This window comes from Streptomyces sp. NPDC006925, from assembly GCF_042869575.1.
Lineage (GTDB): Bacteria > Actinomycetota > Actinomycetes > Streptomycetales > Streptomycetaceae > Streptomyces.
The window spans coordinates 390751-411207 of record NZ_JBIAGB010000003.1 but is presented as its reverse complement, the minus strand read 5'-3'; the positions used below and the strand labels follow the sequence as shown (position 1 = coordinate 411207).

Below are 20457 nucleotides of genomic sequence, written 5' to 3'. Positions count from 1 at the left end.
CCACTCGTGCTGACCGTCGTCACCTTCCTCCCCCTGCTGGCCTGCGCCGTACTGGCCCTGCTGCCGCGCGCCGTCCGGGTGCCGGACCGGGTCTGCTCCTGGGTGTGGATCGCCACCGCCGCCGCGGACCTGGCCCTGGTCGTGGCCGTCTGGGTCCGGTTCGATCCGCACGGCGGGTTGCAGTACGAGCAGCGGGCGCGCTGGATGCCCGGCGCCGGGGTGAGCTACCACGTCGGGGTGGACGGGCTGTCCCTGCCGCTGATCGCGATGGTCTGCGTCCTCTTCCTGGCCGCCGCCGTCCACATGCTGCGCGAGACCCGCCGGGTGCGCGCGCTCGCCTGCCTGTTCCTGTTCCTGCAGACCGTCAGCGTCGGCCTGTTCGTGGCGCTCGACCTGATCCTGTTCTTCGTCTTCTTCGACCTGTCCATCGTCGGCATGTACGTCGTCATCGCGGGCTGGGGCCACGGCGAGCGGGCCCGCGCGGCGGCGCTGAAGTTCTTCCTCTACACCTTCGTCGGCTCCCTCGCCCTGCTGCTCGGCTTCATCGGCCTGTACCTGGCCGCCGACCCGCACACCTTCGACCTCGTGGAACTGACCCGCAGCAACCCGCTGGCGGGCCAGGGCCTGTACGCGGGCCTGGTACTGCTGGCCGTCGGTGCCGGGCTCGCCGTCAAGACGCCCACCGTGCCGCTGCACACCTGGCTGCCGCCCGCCCACACCGAAGCGCCCGCCGCCGGCTCCGCGATCCTCGCCGGAGTCCTGCTGAAGATGGGCACCTACGGGTTCGTGCGCATCGCCATGCCGCTGCTGCCCGGCAGTTGGCGGCAGTACGCGCCGGTGTTCGTCGTCGTCGGCGTGGTCTCCGTCGTCTACGGCGCACTGGTGGCCCTGGCCCAGACCGACCTCAAACGCATGATCGCCTACACCTCCGTCAACCACATGGGCTACGTCGTGCTGGCGATCGGCGCCGCCGGATCACTCGCCGGAAGCGACGCCCAGGCCCGCTCCCTGGCCGTCACCGGAGCCGTCGTCCAGATGGTCAGCCACGGCCTGCTGACCGGCGCCCTGTTCCTGCTCACCGGAGTGCTGTACGACCGGGGCGGCACCTACGCGCTCGACGCCTACTCGGGACTGGCCGGGCACACCCCCCGCTTCGCCGCCGCCACCGGGATCGCCGCGTTCGCCAGCCTCGGCATCCCCGGCTTCTCCGGATTCATCGCCGAGTTCCAGATCTTCACCGGCAGCCTGGCCTCCCAGGCCGCCGCGACCGGCATCGCGCTGCTGGGCATCCTGCTGAGCGCGGCGCTGTTCCTGCGCGCCCTGCGCTCCCTCTTCCTCGGCCCGCCCCGGCTGCCCGCCGGCATCCCCCTGTCGGGCCTTGCCGACCTCCGCACCCGGGAGGCCGCCGCAACCTACCCGCTGCTGGCCCTCGCGCTGGTCATCGGCGTGCTTCCGCGGTTCCTGCTGGACGTGGTCGAACCGGCCGGACGCTCCGTGACGGAACTGGTGGCACGGTGAACGAGAACGTCGCCGCACTCCTGCCCGAGACCTTCCTCGCCGCGGCAGCAGTCTGCGGCCTGCTCGCCGGAAGCTGGCTGCCCCGCAACCGGCAGTGGGCCGTGGCGGCACTGGCCGCCACCGCGTGCCTGGCCGGCCTCGCCGCCACCGGCCACACCATGGCCACCGGCCGCGAACAGACCGTCTTCGACACCACCTTCGCCGTCGACGCGCCGACGAACGCCGGACGGCTGACCGTCCTGACCGCGCTGCTGCTCGTCGTGGCGTTGTCCGCGGAGTCGCTGCGCGGCCACAAGCGGGAGAGCGAGTACTACGTCCTGCTGCTGCTGACCGGCACCGGCACCCTCGTCCTGATCGGCGCCGACGACCTGCTGACCTTGTTCGCCGGGTATCTGCTCGCCAGTGTCCCCGCCTACGCGCTCGCCGCGTTCGCCAAGGACGCCCCGGGCACCGAAGCCGCCCTGAAGTACTACTTGTTCGGAGCACTGCTGGGCACCGTCATGCTCGCCGGAGTCGCGCTGCTGTACGCCGCCGCCGGCGCCACCGGCTACCGCACCCTGCGCGACGGGCTCCCCGGCGCCGACCCCGCGCTGGTCGCCGCCGGCCTGGTCGCCGTACTGGCCGGCCTGCTGTTCAAGGCCGGTGCGGTACCCGCCCACTTCTGGGTCCCCGACGTCACCGAGGGAACCGCCCCACCCGTCGCCGCCTACGTCACCACCCTGCCCAAGATCGGTGCGCTGATCGCCGGATACCGCCTGCTCCACCAGGCGCTGCCCGACAGCGGAGTCGACTGGCCGCTGCTGCTCGCCGTCCTCGCCGCCGCCTCCATGACCTGGGGCAACCTCGCCGCGTTCTTCCAGACCGACGCCAAGCGGCTGCTCGCCTACTCCACCATCAGCCAGATCGGCTACCTGCTGATGGCGCTCTCCGTCGCCACCCGCACCGACCTCGCACAACGCGCCCTGCTGCTCTACCTGGCCGCCTACGCGCTCACCAATCTCGGCGCGTTCGCCGTCGTCACCGCGCTGCCGCAGGCACGCTCCCTGGACGACTACCGCGGGCTGGCCGGACAGCGGCCAGGACTCGCCGCCGCCCTGCTCGTCTGCCTGCTGGGCCTGGTGGGCACCCCGCCGACCGGCGTCTTCCTCGGCAAACTGGAGATCTTCACCGCGGCCGTGGACGGCGGCCGGCCCTGGCTCGCGGCGCTCGCCGTCGCCAACACCGTCGCCTCACTCTTCTACTACCTGCGCTGGCTCGCCCCGGTGTTCCGGTCGGGTTCTGCCCAACGGCACGCGGTCACTGGCCGGGTGACAGTCGGCACCGCCTACGTGGCGGGCACCGGTTCGTTGCTCCTCGGCCTGGCCGGCGGCGCGGTCCTGCCGCTCACCACCGGCCCCCTGCTGGGCTGAACGCTCAGCCGCCGGACGGCCGCCCCGCACCGAAACCGCCGCCCCGCACCTCGGCCACGAACGCCTGCCAGGCGGGGGTGGGGATGAGGAGGGCGGGGCCGGAGGGATTCTTGGAGTCCCGGACGGGGAGGGCGGGGCCGGGGTAGTCGACGGCCATCTCCAGGCAGTTGCCGCCGTTCTGGCCGCTGTAGCTGCTCTTGCGCCAGCCCTGGTCACTGTGCGGCGTGTTGTTCATGATGTGGCCCTCCGTCGCTTGGCTGAAGTTCAGATCCGCCTTTCGGCTACCGCCGTGATGAACGCCTGCCAGGCGGGGGCGGGAACGAGGAGGGTGGGGCCGGTGGGGTTCTTCGAGTCCCGGACGGGGAGAGCGTGGTCGGGGCGGTCGACGGCGACTTCGAGGCAGTCACCGCCGTTGTTGCCGCTGTAGCTGCTCTTGCGCCATGTCGTGCGGGGAAGGCTACGTGTGCTTGTCATTGGGTAAGTTCCTTTGCCGCTGCCGCCATCAGATCGACGGAAGCTCTTGGGGACAGGGCGTCGGCCATCAGGAGATCATAGGCTCGACGGGCGGCCCCGACCTCCACCTCACGGGCATATACGTGGCCGCGCACGATGCCGTCCATGTACACCACGTCGGGTCCGACTTCCTTCTTCATCGTCAGCCCTGCGAAAGCCCCGTTGAGCCCGGCGTGAGCGCCTGCGGTGAACGGCAGCACCTGGAGCACGACGCGGGGATCGGCCGCGCATGCGAGGAGGTGCTCCAGTTGCCGCCGCATGACCTCGGCTCCGCCGATCGGCCGCCGCAGGATGCTCTCATCGAGTACCGCCCAGATCTCGGGTGGTGACTCCTCTTCCAAGATGTGCTGGCGGGTGAGGCGAGCAGCGATCAGCTCTTGTGCGTGAGGGAGCCGTCCGCCGTCGAACACCGCGCGGACGTACTCCTCTGTCTGCAACAGCCCCGGGACCACCTGGTTTTGGAAGTTCCAGATGCTGACAGCATCCTTCTCCAGGTCCACGAACGGGCGGAACCAGTCCGGGTAGGCGTGCTCGATCACGACAGGCCACAGCCGGGCGAACAATCCACTCGTGCACAGGACCTCGTCACAGCGCTGGGCGAATTCCTCGCTCGGGACGCGGCTGGCGGACTCGATCCGGGAGACGTACGAGTGGGTGCAGAAGGTGCGGCGGCCCAGTTCGGCCTGGCTCAGTTCGGCCTCTTCTCTCCTGATCCGCAACTCGGTGCCGAAGTAGGCGAGGGTCGACACCTTCGGATCGGCTTTGGGGTCCGTGTCGTTCCGGCGTTCTGCCGTCATTCCGTTCTCCGCCTCTTGACAAGCACAGGTGCACAGTGAGTGCTCTCCACAAGGCTATGTCCGGAGCGCCACGGTAGGGGCACGGAAAGTGAAAGTCCCCTGAGAAAGGCGCAGTTCCATGGCAGATCGCCGACGTACCCCGACGCTGGCCAAGCTCCGCGAGGCGGAGGGCACCCACGAGCGGCTGCGGGCCGCGCTCGCGGAGGCGGGCATCATGCTGCCGTCCCTTCGCGTGGACCTGGCTTCCTGCGTGGACAGGTCGCCGCGCGGCCCGCTGCTCGAACTGGGCGGCTGCAACCTGGCGACGGCCGAGAAGCTGGCCGCGGCGCTGGGCGGAAAGCCGCGTTGAGCCGTGGCGAGTGGCGGCCGGGCGAGGTCGTCAGCGACCTCGCCCGGCGTACAGCAGGCATCGTCCACTCGGTCGGTGAAGACGGCTCGGTGCGTCTCGTGCGGCCCGGCGGTCCCGCGTGGCATGCCGATCCCGACGACCTGCGGTCGGCGAGCCGCGCCGAGGTGATGTCGGTGAGACTGGCGACGGCCAACCACCGGTGGGGGCTGTAGCGCCGCAGCTGTGGGGATGGGCTTGCACTGCGCCCCTGGAGGGGGAATTCTGACTTCTTCCGGGGCGCCGAGCCGATGGCGGGACGGGGAACGGACCGGCCTACAGGGACGAGGAGTTGACGTGTGGGGATGCGGACGCCCGCTGGGAACGGCATTACGGTGCGGCACGGTCGCGCTGCTGCTGTCGGCCGTGCTCGTGGGCTGCGGGGACGGCGAGTCAGGCAATCCGACGGGCTTGACCCCCGGCGACGCGACCGCGAGTTCGGCAGGCGGCAACGAAGGGGCGGAGTCCCCGAGCGCCGCGCCCGAGTCCCGGAACCGCAAGTACGTCGCCATGATCGTGGACGGCGAACTGCACGCCATGCTGGCGTTCAAGCTCTACCCGGCGGGGGGCCAGGTGGTCGGGAAGTACACTCTGATCCACTTCGACGGCTCGGGCCGTGAAATCCGGACGAAGACCGACTTCAACGGCCGCGGCACTCGCACCATGTTCGAGTTCGACGGCCTGACCGACTATGGGAACGTCAAAGGGACTCTCTCCGAGGACCGAACCCGGTTGAAGTTCGACCGCACCTTCGGTGTGGAGAAGACGCGGTGGACCATCGTCTCCTCCGAGGACGTGTTCGAGTCGGCCGTCAAGAAGTACGCCAAGCGGTTCGAGTCCTGTTCCAAGAAGAAGGACTACAACCCTTGTGAGGACGTGACCTGACCCGCCAGGCAGGCCCCGACCATGCGCGAGCTCTATGAGTCGACCGACGCCGAGGAACCAGCTTGGCCTGAACTCAGGGAGGTCATGGGCGCCGGGCGGCTGGCTGCTGTTGGGCGTCGCCCGGGACTCGTGCCGACAGTTCGATGGCCTCGATCCGGGGCTTCTCGGCGCCGTGTGAACCGGTCGGTCGGCGGTAGCAGATCGGGGGTGGCGCACCCTCCGGCCTCCAACTGCCCAGGACATGTCGACCCTGGCATCGTCGACGCACGAATGCCTTCTTCGAGGAGAGAGGAACGACATTGCCGACCACGTGGGAGTACCGGGTGATTCAGGGGGCCGGATGGCACCGGCAGCTCGACGCCGCAGGTCTGGGGGGCTGGAAGCTGTGGGCGTGGTACCGATCCAGGCTCATACCACGAGCTACGCGGGTGCACAAAAGACGGTGAACACGGAATTCGCAGTTCTGCCTCCGGTGCCTGGGTGGGAGCGCAGGGCGTCGGACGAACGTCGCTCGTGACGCGGTGCCAGGGGATATATCGACAGGCGTACGACCAGGTGGGCTCCTGTACGCTCATCCGAATGGCGGATGTGGTTGGCGTGGTCGAACGGATCTGGCGTTATCCGATCAAGTCGACCGGCGGTGAGCGGCTACACCGGGTGGACGTCGATGCGAGGGGTCTACTCGGCGATCGTCTCTTCGCGGTGCGTGATGCCGAAGGGAAGTTCGGCTCGGGAAAGAACACCCGCCGCTTCCGCAGGATGCCGGGTCTGTTGCAGCTGCGCTCACGATACGTGGACGGCGTCGGCCGGCCCGAACTGCTGGATCCACACGGCATGGCCGTCGAGGATCCGACTGCCTACATCCGTCGCTATCTCGGCCGGGAGGACGTCGAAGTGGCCCCCGAGGGCGCCGTCTCCCACTTCGACCAGCTTCCTGTGAGCGTTCTGACCACGGCCACCCTCGATTGGGTGCGCGAAGCCGTGCCGGGTGTGCCGGTCGATGAGCGGCGGTTCCGGCCGAACCTGTTGGTACGGACACCGCCGGACACACCGCCTTTCGTGGAGGACGAATGGTTCGGGAACACCGCGCGGATCGGCACCGTCACGTGCGTGGAGTTCGTGCGGTCCAGCCGCCGATGTGTGATGACCAACGAGGCCCAGCAGGATCTGCCTCACTCGTCGTCGGTGCTGCGCGCCGTCGCCGACGCGCACGAGGCCCGGCTGGACGCCCTGGCCAGCGTCGCGGCTCCAGGGCCGGTGCAGGTCGGAGACACCGTCGCGCTGATCCAGCCGCGGTCCACCGGATCGTCGAAGCCATCCGCGGTTGGCCGACGACGATCCACCGACGAACCTGCTGGACAGACCCGAAACCGTCACTGAAGTCCTAGGCGGCCGTCGGCGACGGCTTCCGTGCGGAGGCGTCCCGCCGCGGGGCGAGGAAGAACGTCATCGTCACGCCCAGGTACAGCACCCAGACGACCAGCTGGAGGACGGTGGGGTCGGGCTGGAAGTTGAAGACGCCCTTCAGGAGCGTGCCGTACCAGCTGTCCGGCGGGACGGCGGAGCTGATGTCGAACGCCTTGGTGCTCAGGCCGCCGAGGAAGCGGGCCTCCTGGAGGTCGTGGACGCCGTAGGCCAGTACCCCGGCGGCGACGATGACCAGCATGGCGCCGGTCCAGGTGAAGAAGCGGGCGAGGTTGATCCGCAGGGCGCCGCGGTAGAAGAGCCAGCCGAGGACGACGGCGGTGGCGAGGCCGAGCAGGACACCGGCCAGGGGCGTCGCGCTGCCCTCGCCGCTGGCCCGGACCGATGCCCAGACGAACAGGGCCGTCTCCAGCCCCTCGCGGCCCACCGCCAGCAGCGCGGTGGCGACCAGCGCCCCGGTGCCCATCTGGAGGGCCGCGTCCAGCTTGCCGTGCAGCTCGCTCTTGAGGTGCCGGGCGGTGCGGCGCATCCAGAAGACCATCCAGGTCACCAGCCCGACGGCCAGGATGGACAGCGAGCCGCCGAGGGCTTCCTGGGCCTCGAACGTCAGCTCCTGGGAGCCGAACTCCAGAGCGGCGCCGAAGCCGAGGGAGATCGCGCAGGCCGCCGCGATACCCAGCCAGACCGGCCGCAGCGCGTCCCGCCGCCCGGTCTTGACCAGGTAGGCCACGAGAATGCAGACGACCAGGCTGGCCTCCAGGCCCTCCCGCAGGCCGATCAGATAGTTACCGAGCATGCCGGACCTTCCTCCACCTTCGCTGACACCGCCGCCGACCGGATCGCCTGTTCAGAACAGCTCACGAGAACAGCTCGCGTCCCCACCAGTCGTCCTTGCCGCGGACGCCCGGTGGGACGGCGAAGAGGGCCGAGCCGACGTGCTGGATGTACTCGTTGAGCGCGTCGTGCCGCGCCAGGCTGCGCTGGATCGGGATGAAGCCGCGGCGCACGTCCCGCTGGTAGGCAAGGAAGAACAGCCCCGCGTCCAGCCGCCCGAGTCCGTCCGTGCCGTCGGTGAAGGAGTAGCCGCGGCGCAGGATGCGGGCCCCGTTGTGCGCGTCGGGGTGTGCGAGGCGGACGTGCGAGGTGGGCAGCATCGCCTTGAGGAACGGCTCGTCGTGCTCCTTTGCCTTGCCGACTGGCGCGCCCTCGCGCTTGTCCCGGCCGAAGATCTCCTCCTGCTCCTTGAGCGAGGTGCGGTCCCAGGTCTCGATGTGCATCCGGATCCGCCGGGCCACCAGGTAGGAGCCGCCGGCCAGCCACGCCGGGCCGTCCTTCTCCGCCACCCAGACGTGCTCGTCCAGCGCCTTCTCGTCGCTGCCCGAGACGTTCCGGGTGCCGTCCTTGAAGCCGAACATGTTGCGCGGGGTCTGCGCGTCCGGCGTGGTGGAGGAGGTCTTGCCGAACCCGAGCTGCGACCAGCGGATGGCGGCCTTGCCGAAGGCGATACGGGCCAGGTTGCGGATCGCGTGCACCGCCACCTGCGGGTCGTCCGCACACGCCTGGACACACAGGTCGCCGCCGCTGCGCGCTTTCTCCAGCTTGTCGCCGGGGAAGGCGGGCAGCTCGACGAGCGCCTCGGGGCGCTGTTCCGCCAGCCCGAACCGGTCCTTGTCGAAGAGGGAGGGGCCGAAGCCGACGGTCAGGGTCAGCCGGGAGGGCTTGAGTCCCGACGCCTCGCCCGTGTCGTCCGGCGGCGACTCGGGAACCGGACCGAACGCGCCGTCACCGACCGCGTGGCCCGCCGTCATCCGGGCGGCTGCCGTCGTCCAGTCCTTGAGGAGCTGGATCAGCTCGTCCCGGTCCTCGGTCGTCACGTCGAAGGCGGCGAAGTGCAGCCGGTCGGGCACGGCGGTGGAGATCCCGGCCTGGTGGGTGCCGTGGAAGGGCACCGCCTGCCCGGCAGAGGCGGGATCGGCGTCTGCCTCGTCGTTGTGCAGCGCGGTGGCCGTTCCGCCGGCTGCCACGGCGCCCAGGGCCAGCCCGGCGCCGCCCCAGCCCAGCAGCGCGCGCCGCCCGACGGAGGACCGGGTGCGGTCGGCTTCGGCACGCGCGTCGTCCTGCGGGCGCGCCTCCGGGTCCGGCCCGGCGGCCGGTTCCGCCTCCTGCCGGGCGGCCGGCTCCGGAACGTCCCGGCTGTCCGCCTCCGGGAACCGCCCGGTGCTGTTGCTGTCTTCTTCCGCTGTCACGGTCGCGCTCCTCGTGCTTCCACCGTCCGGTTGCCGCCGGCGGGCCGGTGGCCCGGTTGCTCGTGGTTACTCGACGACGGCAGCGGCCAGCTTCGAGAGCGGCTCCGCCAGCGCGTTCACGCCGTCCGAGAGCTTCTTGCGCTCGTCCTTGCCGACCTTGTCGTACGAGGTGAACGCGTACTCGTCCGCGTCCTTGCCGTCGTCCTCGCGGTACTTGTCCAGCAGCTCGTCGAGTGCAGCGAACTGCGTGTCCAACTCCTTGACCAGGGCGGCGTCGTTCTTCTTCGCGACCGGCTCGAGCAGCTCGTAGGACTTGTGGGCGCCCTCCACGTTGGCCTTGAAGTCGACCAGGTCGGTGTGGCTGTAGCGCTCCTCCTCACCGGTGACCTTGCCGGTGGCGACCTCGTCGAGGAGCTCCTTGGCGCCGTTGGCCATGGAGGTGGGGGTGATCTCGGCCTTGCCGACCTTCTTCTGCCAGCTGGTGAGGTCCTTGGCGAGCTGGTCGGCCAGCTTCTTGTCGGTCGCGGTGATCTTCTCGTTCTTCCACAGCGACTTCTCCAGGCGGTGCCAGCCCGTCCAGTCCTTCTCCGGGTCCTGCCCGTCCTCCAGGCCGTCCTCGCGCAGGTCGACCTTGGGGTCGAGGGTGCCGAAGGACTCCGCCACCGGCTCGGTACGTTCCCAGCCGATGCGGGAGGGCGCGTAGAGCTTCTTCGCCTTCTCCAGTTCGCCGGCCTTGACGGCTTCCGCGAACTTCTCGGCCTTGGGCAGCGTCAGCTCCGCCTGCTCCAGGACGTAGTCCCGGTAGGCGGAGACGGCCGCGTCGAGCTTCGGGTCGCGCTTGGCGGACTTGCCGCCGCCGGTCGCCTCGACCTTCTGCCGGATGCCGTTGCCCTTCATGCCGGGCTTGCACGCGATCTCGTAGTCGCCCGCCTTGACCTCGGCGGTGATCTTGGCCTTCGTGCCCGCGCCGATGTTCTCCCGCTCGGTGACGATCCGGCCGTCCGGGTACAGGACGTAGACCTCGGTGACCTTGGAGCCCTTGTTCTCCACCGCGAGCTGGACATGCCCGGCGGGGAAGGTCTTGCGGGAGACCTCGCAGGAGTCGTCGGTGGCGGTCACCTCGATGGCGCCCTCGCCACCGGTGTCCGCCTTCTCGGCGCACCCGCTGACGGCGGCGACGGATATCGCGGCCAGGGCAGCACTGACGGCACAGAGACGGACGGGACGCATACGGACTCCAGCGGGGACGAGTGGTGCGAGCGGGCCTCCAAGGTGAGGCGGGCCTAACTTAGCCGGACCTTACCCCAGGGTCCAGCGAGCGAAGCCTCCGGTGACCGGGCTCACTGTCCCGGCCGCGCGCCCCCGTCCCCGGTCTCGCCCCGTCCCGGGTGCGGCTCGCGGAGCCGGCCGGGTCCGCCGAGGTCGGTCGGAAGGCTCCGGCGGTCTTCCGTGATCACCTCGTCATGGAGGCTCTCTGGATTTCAAACCCCGTCTGTACGACAGTAGTTGTCCGATCGGGCCGCACGTCAGCAGGCCGACGTCCGCCACCACACCCTGTCCTGGAGCCGCCGCCCATGAGCCACCAGATGCCCGAGACGACCGGAGCCAAGGCCCATTCGGCCCGGATGTACGACTATTTTCTCGGGGGCAAGACCAACTACGGTCCGGACCGGGAGGCCGCGGCGCAGTCGGTGGCCGCGTTCCCGAACGCTCTGACGGCGGCCCGCGAGAACCGCGAGTTCATGCACCGTGCCGTCCGATACCTGGCGCGCGAACAGGGCATCCGGCAGTTCCTGGACATCGGCACCGGCATCCCCAGCGCCCCCAACCTGCACCAGGTCGCCCAGCAGGAGGCCCCGGGATGCCGCGTCGTCTACGCCGACAACGACCCCATCGTCCTCACCTACGCCCGCGCCCTGATGAACGGCACACCCGAGGGTGCCACGGACTACATCGAAGCCGACGCGCGTGACCCCAAGCGCATCCTCGACCACGCGAACGCCACGCTGGACTTCGACCAGCCGGTCGCCCTCTCGCTCGTCGCGCTGCTCCACTTCATCGCCGACGAGGACGACCCGCACGGGATCGTCCGCACGCTCGTGGACAGGCTCGCTCCCGGCAGCGCCCTGATCCTCTCGCACGGCACCGACGAACTCGACATCACCCTCCGCAAGGTGTTGGAGATCTACCGGACGCAGGGCATCACCCTGCGGTTCCGGGACAAGGAAGCGGTACGCGAGTTCTTCTCCGCGAACGACTTCTCGCTCGTCGAGCCGGGCATCGTCGCCACCTGCGACTGGCACCCGGAGCTGGTCGACAGACTGGACGGCATCCGCCGCCCGGTGGGGTCGATCAGCCCCGAGGAGGTCGGCTGCTGGGCGGCTGTGGGGCTCAAGCCGACGGAGTAGGGGCGGGGCCGCGCGGGCGCCGTCCGCTGCGGCCACCGGAGCCGTACCCGCATGTCCGGGAGCGGGCATCCGCTCCCGGACCGGGCCTCACAGCAGGTCGACGACGCTCGGCGGCGCGAACAGATGGCGGGCGCGGTGCTCCAGCACGAAGCGGTGCGGCAGATGGACCATCTCCGGAGAGGTGCACTTGGCGCACTCCGGGTACGAGGCGGGGATGTCGTCCGTGTGCTCGGTCGCCAGATGTTCCGCCAGGCGGATCTGGCTGGTGAGGACGGTGTCGAACGGGTCGCAGTCGAATGTCGGCCCGTACTCCTCGCGCGCCGCGTTGGTCACGTCGAGGGCGTGCTTCATCGCCTTGTACAGCTCGGTGCACTTCTCGCACCCCCACATCCACACGGGAGGGAGCGGCCAGGCATCAGCGGGGTCGGCGTCCCTGTGGTCCATGCCGTTCACAGTAGCGAGGGGGGATGGAGCCGTCAGCGAGACGGCCGAATTGGTGCGCGATGCTTCCGGGTGGGACGGACGCGCAGCGGTACGCAGGTGGCCGCCGGGGTGAACCGGTCCGTCCCGCACGTCAGTTGAGCCCTCCCTCCGGGAAGCCGGTACGGGCCGCTGCCGCACGGCTCCCTCCCGGGGCCGGGGGAGCCGCTGCCGGGCGCCGGTCCTGGGCACGCGGCGGGGTTCGGGATCGCGAATGCCCGCACCCGCCCGCCCGCCCGTGCCGCCGGTCGTCCGCGCCTGGTACCGGCGGAGTCCGCCCTCCGCGGCCGCCCCTCCGTCCGCGACTGAGCCGCTCCGCCGCTCGCCCGCGTCGCCCCGTCCGGGCGGCTTGCGTTCCGTCATGGCGCATCCCGCTCGCCCGCGTCGCCCCGGCTGCCGCACAGGCCCGCCGTGCCGTGTCCGCGCTGCGTGCCGAGCCGCCATGGGCGCCGTCGGGTGCCGCCGGTACCCGGACCCCGGCCGCGCCGCCGGTGACGGTCACCGGCCGTACTGTCGGGCTCTGGCCACGCCGACCGCCATCCGCTCGGCCGTCCAGCGGCACGGGGGCGACCGGACGGTGCCGGACCGGCGGCCGACCGGGTGGTGCACGGCGCGGACTGTTTTGCGCGCAGGCGGGGGCGGCAACCGGAGCGGTATGTCGTCCGAGGTGTTCAGCAAGGGAACCCGACAGCGCCCCCGCCTGCTCCGTGCGGTCGAGAACGGGCCGGGGCGGCTGCCTCTCGCCGCGCCGCTCGACGCGCTGGGCAGGCTCCGCGTCCTCGATCCGGCGGTCGGCCCGCTCCGGGCTGCCGTCCGGAAGCTGCCGCTGAGCAGCCGGGCGCGGGATGTACTGCACGGCCGGTGGTTGGGACATCCGCTGCACCCGGCGCTGGTGCAGCTTCCGATGGGCGCGTGGATGTCGGCCGGACTGCTGGACCTGCTGCCCGGCACCCGCCGCGCTGCCCGGGTGCTGGTCGGCGTCGGGGTGCTCACCGCGCTCCCGGCCGCGGCCACGGGCGCCGCCGACTGGGCCCGGTTGCATCAGCCGCAGCTCCGCACCGGTCTGGTGCACGGGCTGGCCACCAGCGCGGCCCTGGGTCTGTACACGGCCTCGCTCGTGGCACGGCTGCGCGGCCGGGAGTGCAAGGGGCGGCTGCTGGGCTTCGGCGGGCTGACCGCTGCCGGTGCCGGTGCCATGATCGGCGGCCACCTGGCCTACCGGCAGGCGGCGGGAGCCAACAAGGCCGAACCGGTGCCCTACCTGGTGGGGCCGGGCTGGCACCGGGTGGGGAAGGTGGACGCCTTCCCCGTCGGACAGTCGGCGAGTGCCTCGCTGGGCGAGGTCGAGCTGCTGGTACACCGCGAGCACTCCGGTGCGGTGCGGGTGCTGGCGAACCGGTGCAGCCACGAGTCCGGACCGCTGTCGGAGGGAACGGTGGCCGACGGGTGTGTGACCTGCCCCTGGCACGGCAGCACCTTCCGGCTCTCCGACGGCTGGAACGTCGGCGGCCCGGCCACCGCGCCCCAGCCCGGTTTCGAGACGCGGGTGGGGGACGACGGGGTGCTGGAAGTCCGCCTCCGACAGCCGTGATTCCCCTCCCTGTACCTCGGAAGGCCCACCCCCGTGCGGGTGACACGACGGACGAGGCGGCGCCGCCCGCCCGTGCCTGCGTGGCCGTACCTCGGTGGCCGTCCGGGCGCCTCGCACGCCACACCGGGAGCAGCAAAATGCGCCAAGCAGAATAAATGGTGCAAATATAGACGTCGGTGTGGGCAAGGGCGCCGTGGGGCGCCGGTGGACCGGGAGGCGCGAGGGTGGACGATCCGGCGCAGACGACGTGCGGTACTCCTACGCCGCCCGCAGACGCTGACACAGCCGCGGAAACCGGCACCGGCACGCCCGCGGACGCCTGTCTGCCCGTTCCCCCGGACATCGGCCGGAACGCCTCCGGCGGGGGCCGCTCAGCGGGCCCCGGCGCGGGCTGCGGCAAAAGCTCGGGGGACGGCTCCGGTGACGGCTTCGCGCAGGTACGCGCCGTCGCGGACGCCATCTGCTACGAGGGATACCTGCTCTATCCGTACCGCCGCAGCTCCCCGAAGAACCGGGTGCGCTGGCAGTTCGGCGTCCTCGCCCCGCGTGCCTGGGCCGAGGTGCACAGCAGCGGACAGCCAGGCGTCTCCGGAGCCGCCGAGTCCTGGTACCAGCAGACCCACTGCCTCTGCGACGCGGCGCCGGACGCCGTCCTCCGCGTCCGGGTGCGCTACCTCCAGGCCCAGTACAAGAGCGTGCAGCGACGCACCGGCGCGGACGGCGCCTGGGAGCCGGTCGAAGCCCTGGACGTGGACGGCGAACTGCACCTCTCCTTCGAGGAGGCGGTACCGCGCGAGGCCGACATCGAAGTGCCCGTCGCCGACCTGCTGGCCGGTCAGCGCTCCTACCCGGTCGGCGCCCCCGGTGGCACGGACACGGCCCGGCTCGCCACCCGCACCGGTCCGGCGGCCCGCACCGAACGCCGCCGCCTTCCGGTACGGGCCCGCACCACCCTGCGGGCCGAACGGCCCGGCGGACCGGCCGGACCGCTGCGGCTGACCGTCCGCACCGAGAACACCGACGGCACCGTCCCCGCCTCGGCACCGCGCGAGGAGGCGCTGCGCAGCGCGCTGCTCGCCACCCACACGCTGCTCGGCGGCGACGGCCTGGAGTTCCACTCCCTGATCGACCCGTCCGCCCGGGCCCGGCCCCACGTAGCCGACTGCCGCAACGAGTTCACCTTCCCGGTGCTCGCCGGGGACGAGCGCGCGCGGTCGGTGATGTTCTCCTCGCCGATCCTGCTCGACGACCACCCCCGGATCGCCCCGGAGAGCCCCGGCGACCTGCACGACGCCGCGGAGATCGACGAGATCCTCTCGCTGCGCACCTTCTTGCTGACCGACGAGGAGAAACGGGAGGCGCGGGCCACCGACCCGCGCGCCGCCGCCATCCTCGACCAGGTCGAGAACATGCCCGAAGAGGTCCTCGCGGGGCTGCACGGCGCCATCCGCTCGCTGGAGCCCGCCGCACCCGGCCCCGCCGCGGTGCCTCCCGGGCCGGTGGCCTGGTGGCAGGAGGGCGGGGACGAGGGAGTGTCGCCGACCACGGACAGCGTCCTGGTCGACGGCGTGCCGGTACGGAGCGGGAACCGGGTCCGGCTGCGCCCGCGCCGCCGGGGCGCCGACGCGCACGACATGTTCCTGGCGGACCGCACCGCACACGTCGCGGCCGTCTTCCACGACGTGGACGGCAGCGTCCACCTCGCCGTCACGCTGGACGACGATCCGGCCGCGGAACTGCACGACTGGTACGGCCGCTACCACTACTTCCGTCCGGACGAGGTGCGGCCGCTGAGCGAGAGCCATCAGGAGGCGCGGCCGCCGACCGGGTCGCCGCCCGGGGCAGAGGCCGGATGAACCCCGTCCACGTGCCCGAGCACGACCACGCGGGCGCTGACCGGCGCTCCGGCGGCCACCGCGCCGCCGGGCCCGCACGTCCCGGGCCGCCGCCGGCGGCCACCGTCCACGACCGTATGCGGGACCGGTTGCAAGGGAGGCCGAGGAGATGACCACAGCGAGCGGCACCAGGCACACGAGCGAGGACCCCGCCGACGGGCGCGGCGGCATCGACGAGATCGACATCCTGTGGATCTCGGAGGGCATGAGCTGCGACGGCGACACGGTGTCGATGACGGCGGCGGACCAGCCCGCCATCGAGGACGTCGTCCAGGGCCTCATCCCCGGGCTCCCCAAGATCAACCTCTACAACAAGGTGCTCTCGCCCACCCTCGGCGGCGAGGAGTTCCTCGCTCCCTTCCGGGCCGCGGCGCGCGGCGCGTCGCAGAACCCGTTCATCCTCGTCATCGAGGGGTCGATCCCCAACCAGAACATCATCGAGGGCGACGGCTACTGGACCTCGTTCGGCAACGACGAGGACACCGGCGAGCCACTCACCCTCAACTGGTGGCTCGACCACCTCACCCCGCACGCCTGGGCCGTGATGGCGGTCGGCACCTGCGCCACCTACGGCGGCATCCACGCGATGGCGGGCAACCCCACCGGCTCCATGGGACTGGCCGACTACCTCGGCTGGGACTACACCTCGCAGGCCGGGCTGCCGATCGTGAACCTGCCGGGCTGCCCCATCCAGCCGGAGAACTTCATGGAGACCCTGACCTGGGTGCTCTACCACGCGGCCGGCGCCGCACCGCCGCCTCCGCTGGACGACAAGCTGCGGCCCCAGTGGCTGTTCGGCAAGACCGTGCACGAGGGCTGCGACCGGGCCGCATACTACGAACAGGGCGACTTCGCCAAGGACTACAACTCGCCCAAGTGCCAGGTCAAGGTGGGCTGCTGGGGCCCGGTGGTGAACTGCAACGTCCCCAAGCGCGGCTGGATGGCGGGGATCGGCGGCTGCCCGAACGTGGGCGGTATCTGCATCGGCTGCACCATGCCGGGCTTCCCGGACGCCTTCATGCCGTTCATGGACGAACCCACCGGCGGCAGCCTCTCCGCGACCCTGATCCGGCCCTACGGCGCGTTCATCCGGCGGATGCGCGGCATCACCAACTTCGCCGTGAACCAGGAGCCCAAGTGGCGCCACAACGAACCGGCGCTGACCAGTGGGTACGACCCGCACTGGCGCGCCTGACCCCCTGCACGGCAGCAGACAGACCGCGACGGGCCCCGGCCCGGTGACCAGGTAAGGACTGATATGACGGCAACCGCTGACCGGGCCGCTGCGGGGCGCAAGACCCCGCAGGTCGTGGACATGTCCTGGGACCCGATCACCCGGATCATCGGCAACCTCGGCATCTACACGAAGGTCGACTTCGCCAACCGCGAGGTGACCGAGTGCCGCAGCACCTCGTCGCTGTTCCGGGGCTACTCGGTGTTCATGCGGGGCAAGGACCCGCGGGATGCCGGATTCATCACCAGCCGCATCTGCGGAATCTGCGGCGACAACCACACCACCTGCTCCAACTACGCACAGCAGATGGCCTACGGCGTCAAACCCCCGCCGCTGGCCGAGCACATCACCAACCTCGGCGAGGCCGCGGAATACCTCTTCGACCACACCCTCTTCCAGGACAACCTGGTCTTCGTGGACTTCTGCGAGGCCATGGTCAAGGCCACCAACCCCGGTGTGCTGGCCAAGGCCGAGCGGACCGAGGCGCCCCACGCCCACGTCCACGGCTACCGCACCATCGCCGACCTCATGCGCGCCTTCAACCCCTTCGAAGGCGCCGTGTACAAGGAGGCGCTGCAGGTCAGCCGGATCACCCGGGAGATGTTCTGCCTCATGGAGGGGCGCCATGTGCACCCCTCCACGCTGTATCCGGGCGGGGTGGGGACGATGCCCTCGCCCACCACCTTCACCGATTACCTCTCCCGCCTGATGCGCACCCTCGACTTCGTCAAGAAGTCCGTCAGCATGAACGACGACGTCTTCGACTTCTTCTACGAGGCGCTGCCCGGCTACGAGGAGGTCGGCCGGCGCCGGATCATGCTCGGCTGCTGGGGCGCCTGGCAGGACCACCAGGCATGCGACTATCGCTACGAGAACATGAACGCCTGGGGCAAGAAGATGTTCGTCACCCCCGGCATCATCGTCGACGGGGAACTGGTCACCAACAACCTCGTCGACATCAACCTGGGCATGCGGATCCTGCTCGGCAGCTCGTACTACGAGGACTGGGTCAACGAGGAACCGTTCGTCACCCGCGACCCGCTCGGCAACCCCGTCGACATGCGCCACCCGTGGAACCAGACGACCGTCCCCGCGCCGCAGAAGCGGGACTTCGAGGGCAACTACAGCTGGGTGATGAGCCCCCGCTGGTACGACAGCGCCAGCGGGCAGCATCTGCCGCTGGACACCGGCGGCGGTCCGCTGGCAAGGCTCTGGTCCACGGCACTCAACGGGCTGGTGGAGACGCCGTACATCAAGGCGACCGGGCGCAGCGTGCGCATCTCGCTGCCCAAGAGCGAGAAGCTGCCCGAGATGACCTTCGAGTGGGAGATCCCGAAGTGGTCCAACACCCTTGAGCGCGACCGGGCCCGCCCCTACTTCGTCGCCTACTCGGCGGCCATGGCGCTGCAGTTCGCGGAGCAGGCGCTGGACCTGGTGCGGGCCGGCGACACCAAGATCTTCAACGACTACGAGCTGCCGGAGGAGGGGATCGGCTGCGGATTCCACGAGGCGGTGCGCGGCGTCCTCTCCCACCACCTGGTGATCAAGGACAAGAAGATCGCCAACTACCACCCCTATCCGCCCACCCCCTGGAACGCCAGCCCCCGGGACATCTACGGCAACCCCGGCCCCTACGAGGACGCGGTGCAGGGCCAGCCGATCTTCGAGGAGAACGGCCCGGACGACTTCAAGGGCATCGACATCATGCGCACCGTCCGCAGCTTCGACCCCTGCCTGCCCTGCGGCGTCCACATGTACCTCGGCAAGGGTAAGGAACTCCAGCAGACGCACTCGCCGATGTTCGGCGCGGGCAACGGGACCGGAGCCGGCCATGGCTGACACCCTCCGGCTGACCGACGAAGACGTCGAACAGCGGTTGGCGCACCTGGACGAACTCCTCGAACGCGTGGAGACGGTCGCCGGGCCGGCCGCCGACGCCGCCCTCGCCGCCGTGCGCGGACTCACCGAGATCTACGGCGAGGCGCTGGCCCGGGTCCGCGACCTCGCCGATCCCGAACTGGTCGAACGGCTGACGGGCGACCCGCTCCTCGGCCACCTCCTGGTGCTGCACGGGCTCCACCCCGACCCCGTCGAACAGCGCGTCGCCGCCGCCGTCGAGCACGCCGCGAAAGCACTGCGCCAGCGCGGTACCACCCTCGAACTGGTGGGCATCGACGAGGGCGTCGCCGCCGTCCGGCTCACCACCAAGGGGTGCGGCGGCTCCGCGTCCGGCGTCGAGGAAGCCGTACGCGACGCGCTGCTGGCCGCCGCGCCCGAACTCCTGGACGTCCGTCGGGTACCGGACGAACCGGCATCCGCATTCGTACCGCTGGAGACCCTGCTGCCCGCCGCCGCACCCGCCGCGGGGACGGCATGACCTCCGGAGCGCTCGCCCGTGTCATCCGCGACGCGCCGGACCCGGCCACCGGGCCGGCCGTCCGGCCGGACGCGGAGCGCTGCGACCTGTGCGGCGCCCCCGCCCCCGGCGACCACCGGCACCTGCTGGACACCGACGCGGAGCAGGTGCTGTGCGCCTGCCGGCCCTGCTCGGTGCTCTTCGTCCGGGAAGCCGCCAGCGAGGGGCACTACCGGCTGATCCCGCACCGGCGCACCCGGCTGGAGCCGGTACCGACCGCGCAGCTCGGCGTCCCGGTCGGCCTGGCCTTCTTCGTCCCCCGCGCGGACGGGAGCGTACGCGCGCACTACCCCAGTCCCGCGGGGGCGACCCAGTGGGAACTCGATCCCGAGGCGTGGCGCGGGGCCGTCGCAAGCTGCCCCGCGCTGGAAGATCTGGCCGTCGACGTGGAGGCGCTGCTCGTCAACACCGTCCAGGGCCGGGAGCAGCACTGGATCGTCCCGATCGACGACTGCTTCCGGATGGTGGCAGTCGTCCGGCGGGAGTGGCGGGGCCTGAGCGGCGGCAGCCGGGTGTGGCCCGAGATCGACCGGTTCTTCGCCGAGCTGACCGAACAGCGGGGGTGACCGGTCGACACCCCGAGCGCCCGGCCCGCGCACAGCGGCGCCGGGACCGGACAGACGGGCCGGACGACCCCGGGACCAACAACCCGGGACCGGACCGTCCGGGACCGGACACCACGGAAGGCAAGGAGGACGCCATGGGCCGTATCCGCGTCGGACAACCGCACGTCGAACCCGACACCCCCACCCACGTCCGGGGCATCCGCCAGGGCAACGAAGGCCCCGGCGACCGGCAGCCGGGTCACCACGAGGACGGCACCGCGGACGCGAGGCGGTCCACCGGCATCCAGGGGAAGAAGCACAACGCCATCATGAAGATCATGCCCAACATCTCGCCCGGCTGAGGAGCGGCACATGCAGCGACGTCCCACGTCCCAGACATCACGGTGCGCCTCCGCGCGCGGCCGGCGGTCCCGCTCGGGCCCGTGCGCGGCCAAGCGGGTACTGCTCGGCCAGGCCGCGGTCCTCGGAGCCGTCGTCCTGGTGATGCTGGTCCGCGAGTTCCCGGGCCTGGTGCGCGAAGTCCGGATCTGGCGCATGATCGGCTTCACCTCCGGAGCCCGGCCGCCGCAGTGAACGGGCCGCCGCGGTGGCCCGCTCCGCGGACCGGGCCCCGAGCCGCGCGGCGGTGCTGTGCCCGGTGGCGCCGGTGTGCCCTGGCCGCCGGCCGCCGGGCCCGGCGCCGCCGCGGG

General features: G+C 71.1%; 22 protein-coding genes. 15 read left to right on the top strand and 7 right to left on the bottom strand.

Features of this window, described 5'->3' with window-relative positions; genetic code table 11:
- Positions 1 to 6: 6 nt before the first annotated feature.
- Both ACFYNS_RS06885 and ACFYNS_RS06880 read left to right on the top strand, forming a co-directional pair.
- Positions 7 to 1518 (top strand): NADH-quinone oxidoreductase subunit M, encoded by a 1512-nt coding sequence (locus ACFYNS_RS06885; protein ID WP_360293612.1) that lies wholly within the window; start codon positions 7 to 9, stop codon positions 1516 to 1518.
- Positions 1515 to 2927: an NADH-quinone oxidoreductase subunit N gene (locus ACFYNS_RS06880; RefSeq protein WP_388601275.1), complete on the top strand. Its 1413-nt coding sequence runs from the start codon at positions 1515 to 1517 to the stop codon at positions 2925 to 2927. The genes ACFYNS_RS06885 and ACFYNS_RS06880 overlap by 4 nt, the downstream gene beginning before the upstream one ends.
- Positions 2928 to 2931: 4 nt before the next feature.
- Here the strand turns inward: ACFYNS_RS06880 and ACFYNS_RS06875 are convergent, their stop codons facing one another.
- From ACFYNS_RS06875 to ACFYNS_RS06865, 3 genes are read right to left on the bottom strand one after another with little or no spacing between them, the layout of a single operon-like run.
- Positions 2932 to 3162, bottom strand: coding sequence for a DUF397 domain-containing protein (locus tag ACFYNS_RS06875; RefSeq protein ID WP_360293606.1), 231 nt, complete (start codon positions 3160 to 3162; stop codon positions 2932 to 2934).
- A gap of 29 nt (positions 3163 to 3191) precedes the next feature.
- Positions 3192 to 3401 (bottom strand): DUF397 domain-containing protein, encoded by a 210-nt coding sequence (locus ACFYNS_RS06870; protein ID WP_360293603.1) that lies wholly within the window; start codon positions 3399 to 3401, stop codon positions 3192 to 3194.
- The gene (locus tag ACFYNS_RS06865) at positions 3398 to 4237 is read right to left on the bottom strand and encodes a helix-turn-helix transcriptional regulator (protein WP_388601273.1); all 840 of its coding nucleotides are present in this window, start codon (positions 4235 to 4237) and stop codon (positions 3398 to 3400) included. Before ACFYNS_RS06865 ends, ACFYNS_RS06870 begins: the two co-directional genes overlap by 4 nt.
- 118 nt (positions 4238 to 4355) lie before the next feature.
- Between ACFYNS_RS06865 and ACFYNS_RS06860 the strand changes: the two genes are divergently transcribed.
- From ACFYNS_RS06860 to ACFYNS_RS06845, 4 genes are all read left to right on the top strand, one after another.
- The gene (locus ACFYNS_RS06860; protein ID WP_360293601.1) at positions 4356 to 4586 is read left to right on the top strand and encodes a hypothetical protein; all 231 of its coding nucleotides are present in this window, start codon (positions 4356 to 4358) and stop codon (positions 4584 to 4586) included.
- Entirely contained in the window at positions 4583 to 4798 is a 216-nt protein-coding gene (locus ACFYNS_RS06855) for a hypothetical protein (protein WP_360293598.1), read from the top strand. Before ACFYNS_RS06860 ends, ACFYNS_RS06855 begins: the two co-directional genes overlap by 4 nt.
- A gap of 121 nt (positions 4799 to 4919) precedes the next feature.
- A complete protein-coding gene (locus ACFYNS_RS06850; RefSeq protein ID WP_360293596.1) occupies positions 4920 to 5507 on the top strand; it encodes a hypothetical protein in 588 nt (195 codons plus the stop codon).
- Positions 5508 to 6086: 579 nt separating this feature from the next.
- A complete protein-coding gene (locus ACFYNS_RS06845) occupies positions 6087 to 6887 on the top strand; it encodes an MOSC domain-containing protein (RefSeq protein WP_360293593.1) in 801 nt (266 codons plus the stop codon).
- A 4-nt stretch (positions 6888 to 6891) separates the two neighbouring features.
- Here ACFYNS_RS06845 and efeU read toward each other — a convergent pair whose 3' ends face one another.
- The 3 genes from efeU to efeO all read right to left on the bottom strand — a co-directional run bounded on the left by efeU (position 6892) and on the right by efeO (position 10408).
- On the bottom strand, positions 6892 to 7728 hold the full coding sequence (efeU, locus tag ACFYNS_RS06840) for an iron uptake transporter permease EfeU (RefSeq protein WP_360293590.1): 837 nt from the start codon (positions 7726 to 7728) through the stop codon (positions 6892 to 6894).
- Positions 7729 to 7789: 61 nt separating this feature from the next.
- Positions 7790 to 9178, bottom strand: coding sequence for an iron uptake transporter deferrochelatase/peroxidase subunit (gene efeB, locus ACFYNS_RS06835; RefSeq protein ID WP_388601269.1), 1389 nt, complete (start codon positions 9176 to 9178; stop codon positions 7790 to 7792).
- Positions 9179 to 9244: 66 nt separating this feature from the next.
- Positions 9245 to 10408: an iron uptake system protein EfeO gene (efeO, locus tag ACFYNS_RS06830; protein WP_388601267.1), complete on the bottom strand. Its 1164-nt coding sequence runs from the start codon at positions 10406 to 10408 to the stop codon at positions 9245 to 9247.
- Positions 10409 to 10752: 344 nt separating this feature from the next.
- On the opposite strand from efeO, the gene ACFYNS_RS06825 reads away from it, so the two are divergent.
- Positions 10753 to 11586, top strand: coding sequence for an SAM-dependent methyltransferase (locus ACFYNS_RS06825; protein ID WP_360293581.1), 834 nt, complete (start codon positions 10753 to 10755; stop codon positions 11584 to 11586).
- Between the two features lie 87 nt (positions 11587 to 11673).
- Here ACFYNS_RS06825 and ACFYNS_RS06820 read toward each other — a convergent pair whose 3' ends face one another.
- Positions 11674 to 12030: a hypothetical protein gene (locus tag ACFYNS_RS06820; RefSeq protein WP_019353960.1), complete on the bottom strand. Its 357-nt coding sequence runs from the start codon at positions 12028 to 12030 to the stop codon at positions 11674 to 11676.
- A gap of 736 nt (positions 12031 to 12766) precedes the next feature.
- Here ACFYNS_RS06820 and ACFYNS_RS06815 point away from each other — a divergent pair.
- From ACFYNS_RS06815 to ACFYNS_RS06780, 8 genes are all read left to right on the top strand, one after another.
- Positions 12767 to 13657 (top strand): Rieske 2Fe-2S domain-containing protein, encoded by an 891-nt coding sequence (locus ACFYNS_RS06815; RefSeq protein WP_388601440.1) that lies wholly within the window; start codon positions 12767 to 12769, stop codon positions 13655 to 13657.
- 224 nt (positions 13658 to 13881) lie between these two features.
- On the top strand, positions 13882 to 15513 hold the full coding sequence (locus ACFYNS_RS06810; RefSeq protein WP_388601264.1) for a hypothetical protein: 1632 nt from the start codon (positions 13882 to 13884) through the stop codon (positions 15511 to 15513).
- A gap of 148 nt (positions 15514 to 15661) precedes the next feature.
- Complete coding sequence (locus tag ACFYNS_RS06805) at positions 15662 to 16747, top strand: hydrogenase expression protein HypE (protein ID WP_388601262.1); 1086 nt, start codon at positions 15662 to 15664, stop codon at positions 16745 to 16747.
- Between the two features lie 63 nt (positions 16748 to 16810).
- Positions 16811 to 18625: a nickel-dependent hydrogenase large subunit gene (locus tag ACFYNS_RS06800; protein ID WP_360293569.1), complete on the top strand. Its 1815-nt coding sequence runs from the start codon at positions 16811 to 16813 to the stop codon at positions 18623 to 18625.
- A complete protein-coding gene (locus tag ACFYNS_RS06795) occupies positions 18618 to 19163 on the top strand; it encodes a NifU family protein (protein WP_360293566.1) in 546 nt (181 codons plus the stop codon). The genes ACFYNS_RS06800 and ACFYNS_RS06795 overlap by 8 nt, the downstream gene beginning before the upstream one ends.
- The gene (locus ACFYNS_RS06790) at positions 19160 to 19768 is read left to right on the top strand and encodes a DUF5947 family protein (protein WP_360293563.1); all 609 of its coding nucleotides are present in this window, start codon (positions 19160 to 19162) and stop codon (positions 19766 to 19768) included. The genes ACFYNS_RS06795 and ACFYNS_RS06790 overlap by 4 nt, the downstream gene beginning before the upstream one ends.
- A 134-nt stretch (positions 19769 to 19902) precedes the next feature.
- Positions 19903 to 20109, top strand: coding sequence for a hypothetical protein (locus ACFYNS_RS06785; protein WP_360293560.1), 207 nt, complete (start codon positions 19903 to 19905; stop codon positions 20107 to 20109).
- 10 nt (positions 20110 to 20119) lie between these two features.
- Positions 20120 to 20341, top strand: a complete 222-nt coding sequence (locus ACFYNS_RS06780) for a hypothetical protein (RefSeq protein WP_360293558.1) — start codon at positions 20120 to 20122, stop codon at positions 20339 to 20341.
- The last annotated feature ends 116 nt before the right edge of the window (positions 20342 to 20457 follow it).